At 64.1% G+C, this 10,272-nt stretch carries 11 protein-coding genes; 10 read left to right on the top strand and 1 reads right to left on the bottom strand.

The window, feature by feature from the left end; all coding sequences use genetic code 11:
- The first annotated feature begins 8 nt into the window (after positions 1-8).
- The 8 genes from QUS11_09545 (at position 9) to QUS11_09580 (ending at position 7,313) form a co-directional block, all read left to right on the top strand.
- On the top strand, positions 9-521 hold the full coding sequence (locus QUS11_09545; protein ID MDM7993546.1) for an ATP synthase F0 subunit B: 513 nt from the start codon (positions 9-11) through the stop codon (positions 519-521).
- Positions 514-1,065, top strand: a complete 552-nt coding sequence (gene atpH, locus QUS11_09550; protein MDM7993547.1) for an ATP synthase F1 subunit delta — start codon at positions 514-516, stop codon at positions 1,063-1,065. Before QUS11_09545 ends, atpH begins: the two co-directional genes overlap by 8 nt.
- Before the next feature lie 54 nt (positions 1,066-1,119).
- Entirely contained in the window at positions 1,120-2,643 is a 1,524-nt protein-coding gene (gene atpA, locus QUS11_09555) for a F0F1 ATP synthase subunit alpha (protein ID MDM7993548.1), read from the top strand.
- Entirely contained in the window at positions 2,643-3,488 is an 846-nt protein-coding gene (gene atpG, locus QUS11_09560) for an ATP synthase F1 subunit gamma (protein MDM7993549.1), read from the top strand. The genes atpA and atpG overlap by 1 nt, the downstream gene beginning before the upstream one ends.
- A gap of 35 nt (positions 3,489-3,523) precedes the next feature.
- Positions 3,524-4,954 (top strand): F0F1 ATP synthase subunit beta, encoded by a 1,431-nt coding sequence (gene atpD, locus QUS11_09565; protein ID MDM7993550.1) that lies wholly within the window; start codon positions 3,524-3,526, stop codon positions 4,952-4,954.
- Positions 4,951-5,226 carry a hypothetical protein gene (locus QUS11_09570; GenBank protein ID MDM7993551.1) on the top strand — a complete coding sequence of 92 codons (276 nt, stop codon included), beginning with the start codon at positions 4,951-4,953 and terminating at the stop codon, positions 5,224-5,226. Before atpD ends, QUS11_09570 begins: the two co-directional genes overlap by 4 nt.
- A gap of 77 nt (positions 5,227-5,303) precedes the next feature.
- Positions 5,304-6,320, top strand: a complete 1,017-nt coding sequence (locus tag QUS11_09575) for a hypothetical protein (protein MDM7993552.1) — start codon at positions 5,304-5,306, stop codon at positions 6,318-6,320.
- 162 nt (positions 6,321-6,482) lie between these two features.
- On the top strand, positions 6,483-7,313 hold the full coding sequence (locus QUS11_09580; GenBank protein ID MDM7993553.1) for a hypothetical protein: 831 nt from the start codon (positions 6,483-6,485) through the stop codon (positions 7,311-7,313).
- 68 nt (positions 7,314-7,381) lie between these two features.
- Here QUS11_09580 and QUS11_09585 read toward each other — a convergent pair whose 3' ends face one another.
- A complete protein-coding gene (locus tag QUS11_09585; protein MDM7993554.1) occupies positions 7,382-8,260 on the bottom strand; it encodes a hypothetical protein in 879 nt (292 codons plus the stop codon).
- Between the two features lie 163 nt (positions 8,261-8,423).
- Here QUS11_09585 and QUS11_09590 point away from each other — a divergent pair, with 163 nt between their 5' ends.
- Together QUS11_09590 and QUS11_09595 are read left to right on the top strand one after the other, a co-directional pair.
- Positions 8,424-9,221 carry a hypothetical protein gene (locus QUS11_09590; protein MDM7993555.1) on the top strand — a complete coding sequence of 266 codons (798 nt, stop codon included), beginning with the start codon at positions 8,424-8,426 and terminating at the stop codon, positions 9,219-9,221.
- 400 nt (positions 9,222-9,621) lie between these two features.
- Positions 9,622-10,212: a hypothetical protein gene (locus tag QUS11_09595; protein ID MDM7993556.1), complete on the top strand. Its 591-nt coding sequence runs from the start codon at positions 9,622-9,624 to the stop codon at positions 10,210-10,212.
- Positions 10,213-10,272: the final 60 nt, after the last annotated feature.

A 10,272-nucleotide genomic window follows, 5' to 3' on the forward strand; every position in this document is an offset into this window, starting at 1 on the left:
CGTCCGCGATGATAGGCGAGAACATCCTGAACCCCGACCTGAAGGTGGTCGCCACCAACGCGCTGGCCTTCATCGCCGCGGTGCTCATCCTCAAGCGGTTCGCCTGGGGAAGGGTGACGGGGCACCTCGACGCCCGGCGCAGGCGGATCCAGGACAACCTGGACGAGATAGAGAAGCGTCGAGCCGACCTCGAAGAGAGGGAGTCCGACTACAGGAACAGGATGGAGAGGATCAGCGAAGAGGCGCGGGCGCTGAAGCAGGCGGAGATCGAGGAAGGCCGCAGGATCGCCGGGGGATTCATGGAACAGGCCAGGCTGGAGACCGAGGAGAAGCTCGAGACGGCCAGGCAGACCATCGAGATCGCGAAGCTCATGGCGGAGGCCTCGCTGAGGGAGGACATGGTGAGGATGAGCATGACTGCCGCCGAGAGGGTGATCGGGTCCTGCATGGATTCGGAACTCGACAGGAAGCTGGTCGAGCAAGCCATTGCCGAGATGTCGGAGATCCCCCGGGTTGATTGACCACAGGGTCGCCCGCGAGTACGCCGAGGCGCTCTTCGCTGTCGCCCGGGCGGAGGGGTCCGCCGACGCCCTGCTCTCGGACTTCGATTCCCTCGAGATCGTGCTCGCCCGCGACGACGCCCTGATTCGGTTCCTGTCCTCCCCGATGGAACTGGACGAGGACAAGCTGGGCATCGTGGCGCAGGCGTTCGAGGGACGCGCGACAGGATTGTTCTGCAGGCTCGTCCCCCTGCTGCTCCGGAAGAACCGCATCCCGTACCTGTTATCCATCGGGAAGGCTTACAGGGCGATATTGGAAGCCTCGAGAGGGCTCGTGGACGCGACCGTCACTTCCGCCCGGACCATCGGGGATGACCTGGAGCGGAGGCTGACGGCGGCTCTGGAGAGAGTCACGGGCAGGAAGGTCCGGTTGCGGAGGAGGATCGATCCGAGGCTCCTCGGCGGATTCATGGTCGGATTCGATGGCAGGGTCATCGACTTCACGGTCAGACACAGGCTCGACATGATGAAGGAAGCGCTGGTCGCCGCCATCATCCCGGACTAGCGGAGGACACGACGGGTCGCGGCCCGGCCGGAGGCCGGGCTTCGGAGGTTGCAGATGCCTTTCAGACCAGAGGAAGTCAGCGCCATCCTCAGGAGGGAGCTCGAAGCCCACGAGAACCGCATCGAGGTCTCCTCCGTCGGCGCCGTCCTCCAGATCGGCGACGGGATTGCCAGGGTCTGGGGCCTGCCGGAGACCATGTCCGGAGAGATCCTCCTGTTCCCCAACGAAGTATCCGGGATGGTCTTCAACCTCGAAGAGGACAACATCGGAGCCGTCCTCTTCGGAGGAGACGACCTCGTCCGCGAGGGGGACCCCGTCAGGAGGACGGGGAGCGTGGCGAAGGTGCCTTCGGGACGCGGGCTCCTCGGGAGGGTGGTCGATCCCCTGGGCAGGCCGCTCGACGGCAAGGGACCGATCGTCGCGGAGGCGTTCATTCCGATCGAGCGGGAAGCTCCGAACGTAGTACAGAGGCAGCCCGTATCGGAACCCGTGCAGACCGGGCTCAAGGCGATCGACGCGCTGATCCCCATAGGAAGAGGCCAGCGGGAGCTGATCATCGGCGACAGGGGCACGGGCAAGACCGCCATCGCAGTGGACACCATCATCAACCAGAAGGGCAAGAACCTGGTCTGTATCTACGTCGCGATCGGACAGAAGGAATCCTCCGTCGCACGCGTCAGAGCCGTCCTCGAACAGCACGAAGCCATGGCCCACACAGTAATCGTCTCGGCTACGGCCTCCTCCCCCGCTCCGCTGCAGTACATCGCGCCCTACGCCGGGACGGCCATCGGAGAATTCTTCCGCGACAGGGGCATGCATGCGCTCTGCGTCTTCGACGACCTGTCCAAGCATGCCGTCGCGTACAGGCAGCTCTCCCTGCTGCTCCGGAGGCCACCGGGCAGGGAGGCGTACCCGGGGGACGTCTTCTATCTGCACAGCAGGCTCCTCGAGCGCGCTGCCAAGCTGTCGGACAGCCTCGGGGGAGGCTCGCTGACTGCGATCCCGATCATCGAGACGCAGGCCGGAGACGTTTCGGCATACATCCCGACCAATGTGATCTCCATCACCGACGGGCAGATCTACCTGGAGACCGACCTGTTCCACTCGGGGGTGAGGCCGGCGGTCAATGCGGGCCTCTCGGTGTCGAGGGTGGGGGGCAGGGCTCAGACGGCGGCGATGAAGAAGGTGGCGGGACAGCTCAGGATCGACTTGGCTCAGTACCGCGAACTCCTCTCCTTCTCGCAGTTCGGAGGCGACCTCGACGCCGCCACGAGAGACAGGCTCGACAGGGGAGCGAGGATGGTGGAGATCCTGAAGCAGGCCCAGTACTCGACCATGTCGCTCCCGAGCCAGGTCGCCGTGATCTACGCAGCCGCGTCGGGATTCCTCGACCGGATACCGGTGGACGACATCCCGACGTACGAGAGGCGCTTCCTGACATTCCTGGAGAAGGATTTCCCCCAGGTGTCCCTGGCCGTTTCCTCCAGCCAGGATCTCGACGAACGAACCGAGCTGGAACTGCGGACGGCGCTCGAGAGTTTCGCGCGGATCTCCACCACCCAGGGCGGGAGACCCTGATGGACTCGCTCCCGGACCTCAGGAGGAGGATCCGCTCCGTCCAGAGCACGCGGAAGGTCATCCGCGCCATGGAGATGATCTCAGGGGCGAGGCTCCGCAGGGCGCAGCAGTATGCAGCAGCCACGAGACCCTATACCGAGGAGCTCCGCAGGATCATCTGCCGGATAGCCTCTTCGGGAGCCTGCAGCGACCCGGTGCTCGAGCCGAGGGAGACCAGGCACAGGGCGCTCGTCGTGATGTCCTCCGACAAGGGCCTGTGTGGAGGGTTCAACTCCTCGGTCACGGACAAGGCCCTCGAGGTCGCCGGGCTGGAACCGGGAGACGACCGCGTCATTACCATCGGGAAGCGCTGCCGGGACCGATTCCCCCAGGCCGACCCGGAGGTTTCGGGCGAGATGGGTGGCAGGCCTGACCAGAGGAAGGCGGCGAAGCTCACCATCAAGGTCATGGGCATGTTCAGAGCGGGCGAGGTCGACCAGGTGGACATCGTCTACAATTCGTACCGCGGGGGCCGGCCGTCGGATCCCGTGGTGGAGACGATACTCCCTGTCATCCGGCCCGAATCGGTTCCGGGATGCGGCGAAGAAGGCGAAACCATCTTCGATCCGTCGGCCGAGGAGGTCCTGGCCGACGCCTTCCCCAGGTATGTGACCTCCATGATCCTGTCCGCCATGGCGGAATCCCTGGCCAGCGAGCATTCGGCCAGGCTCGCCTCGATGGCGGCGGCGGGAAGCAATGCTGACGAGATGATCGAACGGCTCAAGCTCCAGAGGAACAAGCTGCGCCAGTCCTCCATCACCCGGGAGATAACCGAGCTGGTAGGCGGGGCGGGAGCCCCCCAGTGACGGGTGCAGGCTCAGGACCCGGGGAGGGTCGCCTCATGAGAGATGAAGATCCGAACTATGGAAGGATCCTGAGGGTCATCGGGCCGACTCTGGATGTAGAGTTCCCGTCAGACCGCCTCCCGGCGATCCTGAACGCCATCAGGATAGAGAACGATGAGACGGGCCGGGGCATCACCGCCGAGGCGGCTCTGCACATCGGCGACAACGTGATCCGCTGCATCGCCATGGGGCCTACCGACGGGCTGGTGCGGGGCATGAGGGTGCTGGACACAGGGAAGCCGATCTCCATCCCGGTCGGCGACCAGGTTCTCGGGAGGGTCCTCAACCTCCTGGGTGAGCCGATCGACGAGATGGGCCCGCTGCCCGAGCCCGGAAGGACGATGGACATCCACAGGCTCCCGCCGGGTCTCACGGATCAGTCGACGACGTCGGAGATCATAGAGACCGGGATCAAGGTCATCGACCTCCTGCAGCCGTTCCCGAAGGGGGGCAAGATCGGCCTGTTCGGCGGGGCAGGCGTCGGCAAGACCGTCATGATCATGGAGCTGATCCGCAATGTCGCGCTGACGCACGGGGGATGCTCCGTCTTCGCCGGTGTGGGAGAGAGGACGCGAGAGGGAAACGATCTCTGGCTCGAGATGAAGCAGTCCGGCGTTCTCGAACGCACGGCCCTGATCTACGGCCAGATGAACGAACCTCCGGGAGCCAGGCTCCGTGTAGCCCTCTCGGGCGTTACCATCGCGGAGCAGTTCAGGGACGAGCAGGGCCTGGACGTCCTTTTCTTCATAGACAACATCTTCCGATTCACGCAGGCGGGCTCGGAGGTTTCCGCGCTTCTGGGCAGGATGCCGAGCGCCGTGGGCTACCAGCCGACCCTTGCGACGGAGATGGGCGAGCTGCAGGAGCGGATCTGCTCGACGAGACGAGGTTCCATAACCTCGGTGCAGGCCGTGTACGTCCCGGCGGACGACCTCACCGATCCGGCCCCGGCCACCGCGTTCGCCCACCTCGATGCGATTACGGTCCTCTCGCGCCAGATCGTCGAGCAGGGCATCTACCCGGCGGTCGACCCTCTGGAATCCTCCTCAAGGATGCTCGACCCCGGGGTAGTGGGCGAATCGCACTACGCCACAGCCCGCAACGTCCAGAAAATACTGCAGCGCAACAAGGAGCTCCAGGACATCATCGCCATACTCGGGATGGAGGAGCTCACCGCGGAGGACCGGACTACCGTCCTTAGGGCCAGGAAGATACAACGCTTCCTGAGCCAGCCCTTCAGCGCGGCGGAGTCCTTCACGGGGAGGCCAGGCAGGTACGTGGCTCTGGAAGAGACGATAAGGGGCTTCAGGCAGATAATCGAAGGACGCCTCGACGACCTTCCGGAGCAGGCCTTCTTCATGGCCGGGACCATCGACGAGGTGGTCGAGAACGCTGGAAGGATGCGGGCTGCCGCCCGGAAGGCGTGAGCGGACAGGCCGAGTTCGATCTCAGGGTCATCACCCACGACAGGATCGTTTACGAGGGCCGGGCTGTCTCCATCGTCGCTCCGGGAGTGTCCGGATATCTCGGGATCCTCGCCCGGCATGCGCCCATCGTCGCAAGTCTGGGGAACGGCACTCTGACCGTCTTCCGGACGGACGGGACGGAGATCGCGTGGAGCATGAACCTCGGTCTCCTGGAAGCGGGAGATAACAGGGTCTCCATCCTGGTCGAGGACATCCGGCAGAAGACCGGTTGATGGGCGGCCATACTGAGGATTCCTTTCGAGATCCCGGGATTCGCATACAGGAAAAGTCAACTGAAGGCGGTCGTGAAGTGCTGACTGTTCTTGCCCTGCTCATTCTTCCCATCGGTGGCTGTCCAGGTATCGAGGTGCTCTCGGAGGAGCCTTGCTCGATTCCCGCCGAAGGCTGGTCGCCCCTCCATCTCGATGGATTCGAGGCAGGCGCATTTGGTCTTCCCGGCGTGTCCGCCAGCAGGTTCATCTATTCCCCGCCCGTGTCGAACAACTGGGCTGCATGGACCATGGAGGCATCTCCGGACGGCGCGATCGTGTGCGCCGAGGCCGATCTCTCGGAAGTACCCGTCATCACGGAATACCAGCCGGCAGGCGGCAGCGGATGCCAGGCCCTGGCCTGCGTTTCGGGCGCCGACACCCTCTGGACCTGCATCCTCGATGACACGGACGAGTTCGAGAACGGGCCGGTGGTCGCCGGGTCGCAGGGATCGGGATACCTGGTCAGCAGCCGCCCGGACTGCAACGGCGACTGGACGAGGATCGTCAGGATCACGCCGGAGGGCGAAGCCGTGTTCTCGGCGCTCCTGACCAGCATCTACCTGCTCGACCTGGAGGAACCGGTGGGCGAGATCGGCCCGTCGGTCTCCTCGCTGGGCATGACATCCTCCGGAGACGTGATCGTCGCAGGGAGGGTCTCGCAGTGGTTCACCTCGCCCGAGGAATGGTTCGTCTGCCTGCTCGACGGCGAGACCGGCGAGCCTGTGTGGAAGGCGACCGGCGCTGGGATGGGTCTCGCGGGCCTGAACCAGGTCACCGAGGCTCCCTCGGGCGCTCTGATCGGCGTCGGAGCAACCTCGGCCCCCGGGGGGGAGCAGCCCTGGGTCTGGGGCGCGACATATCCGCTGCTTGTCGTCATCGAGCCTGATGGAACACTGATCGAGGAAGCAGTGGTCGGTCTCGTCTCGGCGGACGAACTCACCGGGATAGCGGCTACCGACGTTCCAGGAGTATTCCTGACTGCCGGTTCCGACACCGACCAGGGCGTGACCGTTCTGGCATGGCTAGGCATCGCTGCGGGAACGCCCGGACTCTGATCCCGCCGGCCCCGGGCCTGCCCGGGACCGCGGAGGCGGGCCGCCTCTTGCGGCTTCTTCCCGGCGGAATCCCGCGCTGCTCGCACGGCCTTTCCGAACATCATAGCCAGGAACGGAGGGACGCCCCGGGGATAGAGGAGGCATCCCTGCACGGAGGTGGCGATGACCAGGAACCGGAAGCGCCTGCACAGGCTGATCGCGGCTGCCGCATCGGTGGCCGTCGCGGGGGGTCTGGCGTACATCCTGCTGTTCGGCAAGCTCTTCCCGCTTTCTCCCGTGGTCATCGGATTCGAGCGGACCGACCTCGATAACGCCGTCGTCTTCACCCAGAAGGGGTACGACTTCGGCGATCTTCGCTGGATGGACACGGTTTTCGGAAGGGTCGAGGAGTTCCACGGGCTGCAGTTCACATCCAGGCCCCGGATATTCCTCTTCGGCGACGACCGTACCTATTCGAGGCGGTCGTTATCCAGGGCCCGTCTCTGCGCCTTCTACAACGGCACGATCGTGGTGACTCCATGGGTGTCGAGGGAGGACGCAGACGGCACGGTTTCGCTCGAGACCTATCTCGAGCACGAGCTCTCCCACGTGCTGATCTTCCAGAACCTGGGCATCCCGGCCTCGATCCGATACCCGAAGTGGCTGCTCGAGGGCATCGCAACCCTCGGCTCGCGCCAGATGGGCACTCAGTTCTACCCGGATTCGGCCGAAACCGTACGGCTGATCGCGGAGGGCAACTGGATGCCCCCGGAAGCCTATGGAACGGATGCGGAGGAGGCCGTGCCCCTTGATGTCGATAACCGGATGCCCTTCATCTACTGCGAGTTCGCACTGATAGTGGATGATCTGATCGACAGGTTCGGGCGCGAGCGATTCCAGGAGTACATGACAGGGCACACGTTCTGGAGCGACCCTGACGGGGTTTTCGAGAGAATATACGGAATGAAGTTCGAGGATTACCTATCATCATTCAGATCAGATATCTGCCATTGAGATCAAGTGAAAGCTAGACAATCTTTTATGACTGCATCTGAAGCATCTGAAACCAGGGCTCGGCCGGGTCAGGGATCGAGCTCGGCGAGGTTGAAGTCGACCCAGATCAGGCCGCATTCCTGGGAGGTCTGGGCCGCCAGCGCCGCGCCTATGTCCGCAGGAGGTGACTCCAGCTCGTCCCACCAGACCCTGTCGGCCTCGTAGCCGTACTGGAAGAACACCCGGTTCGGCACGAACTCTTCCGCCCAGGCTGCCATGTCGGCCAGGTAGCCATCCATGTCGCCGTAGCCCTGCCCGTCGTCCACGAAGATCAGGTTCCCCCGGTACGACGGAGGCATGAACGCCGGGTCCCAGTGCTTCAGGAAGAGCCCCAGGCCGGAGCCGTATGACTGGAGATGCGTCTCCCAGGCTTCGGCCGACGAGTCATCCACGGGAGTGCCCTCCCCGCCCTCGGTGACGTTCCCGTACCACTCCACGTCCACGCCGAAGCCGGCCACGCAGGGATGGTCTCCGTACCTGTCCATCACGAGCGCGATGAGGGTATCCACGTCGGCGAAGCCGGGCTCGACCTGCAGGAATACTCTGATGCCGCATTGATCGAACCAGTCCAGGTATTCCTCGTGCAGGTCCTCCTCCGTGAAGCTCACATGGGGATAGGTTCCGCCGTCCGATGGGAATTCGAGGTTGATCCCCTCGATTCCCTCGTCCACGGTTCCCACTATCCAGAGTGCGCACGGGGTAGAACCGGGGAAGGCGTCGGACATGGCCTCGACGTAGTCCTGCCAGCCAGCGGGATCGGGGTAGGGGTCGGCACCGTAGCTCGATGACCTGACGCCTGCGTATCCCACGTCGCCCGTCCAGTCCGGCCCCGACGGGGAGTCCGATCCGCAGCCGGTGAACAGGATGAGCAGCGGAATGGCGGCGACGGAAAGAGATGTGAATATCATTTCCTGTATCCAACCATGCAGGGCGCGACGAGCCGATCCAGACACCCCGTCCTCCTCCGCTGGAAGCCCTTGCCGACCGATGACTCCGCGCAATTGCGCGGGAGCACCGATCGGGTTACAATATCCGCTCGTGGATCATAACGGTACGATCGATGGAGGGTATATGAAGAGGATTCTGTTTGCATGTGTCTATGCGGTCATCGTCATCGCAGCCGGCTGCGGCGATCCCTCGTCCCCCACCGGGACTCTGCCGCAGGTCACCGGTCTCGTGGTGGTCGACTCCCTTTGCGAGGGAACCGAAGTCTGCCTCAGGTGGAACTCGGTCCCCGACGTTGACGGCTACAGGCTCTACTGGTCGGAGACCACCGGCGCCTGGGACGAGCTCGTGAACATCGTCGACACGATATACGTAGACGACGTCTCGACCCATGACGGCGGGGCGGGCTTCTACACGGTCCTCGCCTTCAAGGGAGTGGACACCTCGGAAGACTATGCCGAGTACGCCAGCACGCTCGCCAACACCTGCGGATCCTACACCCTCTGGTCCGACCACGCCCCCGCCGACAGCGTCGATGCCATCATATTCGGCGAGGAGGAAGGCTCGGTGGGCAAGGCCTCCGATCCCTCGTTCGTGCAGGATGCCTACTGCTTCGACGGCGGATGGGCCCAGAGCCCCGTCGGGCTGTACTCTGGAGACCTTGCGCCCTATGGCGACGGAAACCACGTCGTGATGGCCAAGGGCAACAATCCCAGGATCGCGCCGGACTCCGGTTATGTCGACTCGATCCATCTCATCGACGGCGACAGGCTCTTCATCCAGCTCGAGAGCGGCAACTTCGTCAAGATGAGCATCACCGGCATCGTCGAGGACACGGTAGCCGTCGACAGCATCCTGTACGGGATCGAGTTCTACTACTGGTACCAGCCCATCCCCAACCTCAGGATCTTCGGCAGCTACTAGACGCTTGTTCCTGCGTCCGCAGGAACAAGCGGGCCCGACACGGTCATTTCCGAGTCATCGGAAATGACCAGGCCCGGCAACGGTTCACCCTCCAGTGCATGCTGCGCCGGGTGAACCGCGAAAGGGCCCGAAGCGTACCTCCTGCCGGCTCCGCCGGGAGCCGGCAAAGAACGTACGCAATGGCTTGCGTCATGGTCTCTCGCTGTCTGCCTTCGGCAGTAAGCTGGCGACGCTTTCATTTCCGCATGAGCGTAAATGAAGGATCTGAAACCAGGAATCGGCCGATGGTGGGGGACGGCTTTGCGGGGCGCCGGCGCGGGCTCATATTCAGGTGCTGCACCGGTTGCAGCGTCCGAGCCGTCATCGCTGCACTGCACTGCACTGCACCGAAGGGAGTGCCATGCCCAGGATACTGCTGATCGTGGTTGCGCTTCTGGTCACCGTTCTCGCCGGCTGCGGCGAGAAGCCGGCTGACAACGCCGGTGCCGACTCCACGGCCGTCGCCACGGACACCCCCGACACGCCGGAAACCCCCGCCCTGAGCGAGACGATCACCCTTCCCGCCGGGTGGGAGATCAACGACGCCCTGACTCCCGCCGAGGTGGAGGCCGTTATGGGCCGCACCGGCTTCCAGCCCTGGGCCGAGACGCTCAGCGATCCGGCCGCCGGCAAGCCCCAGGGCAGCTTCTATGACGGCCAGCTCGCCGCCTCCTGCGTCAACTTCCTCGTCTACTGCGCAGAGGGCCAGAGCAACTACGACAGGGTGCTCGCATTCGTGCAGAACCCCGTCGAGGTGCAGAACAGGATGTGGGACCAGGCCGTGACCGGCGAGATGACAGACGCCGGCAGCACCCTGGCCGCCATCCTGATCCGCAGGGGTGACGTCTGCATCAGGATAAGGTACAACGTCGAGATCTACCCCGAGCTCGACAGGACCGCGACACTGACCACCCTCGCGGAGCTGCTGATCAACAGGCTCTACGCGCAGTAGTCCGACCGATCCGATACGGCTGTCTCTTATACACATCTGACGCTGCCGACGAGTTCCGAA

It is taken from the genome of Candidatus Fermentibacter sp. (genome assembly GCA_030373045.1).
In the GTDB taxonomy this organism is placed as follows: domain Bacteria; phylum Fermentibacterota; class Fermentibacteria; order Fermentibacterales; family Fermentibacteraceae; genus Fermentibacter.

Coding starts and splice junctions, on each gene's coding strand:
- QUS11_09545 (MDM7993546.1), top strand. CDS start 9: ATGATAGGCGAGAACATCCTGAACCCCGACCTGAAGGTGGTCGCCACC.
- atpA (MDM7993548.1), top strand. CDS start 1,120: ATGCCTTTCAGACCAGAGGAAGTCAGCGCCATCCTCAGGAGGGAGCTC.
- atpG (MDM7993549.1), top strand. CDS start 2,643: ATGGACTCGCTCCCGGACCTCAGGAGGAGGATCCGCTCCGTCCAGAGC.
- atpD (MDM7993550.1), top strand. CDS start 3,524: ATGAGAGATGAAGATCCGAACTATGGAAGGATCCTGAGGGTCATCGGG.
- QUS11_09580 (MDM7993553.1), top strand. CDS start 6,483: ATGACCAGGAACCGGAAGCGCCTGCACAGGCTGATCGCGGCTGCCGCA.
- QUS11_09585 (MDM7993554.1), bottom strand. CDS start 8,260: ATGATATTCACATCTCTTTCCGTCGCCGCCATTCCGCTGCTCATCCTG.
- QUS11_09590 (MDM7993555.1), top strand. CDS start 8,424: ATGAAGAGGATTCTGTTTGCATGTGTCTATGCGGTCATCGTCATCGCA.
- QUS11_09595 (MDM7993556.1), top strand. CDS start 9,622: ATGCCCAGGATACTGCTGATCGTGGTTGCGCTTCTGGTCACCGTTCTC.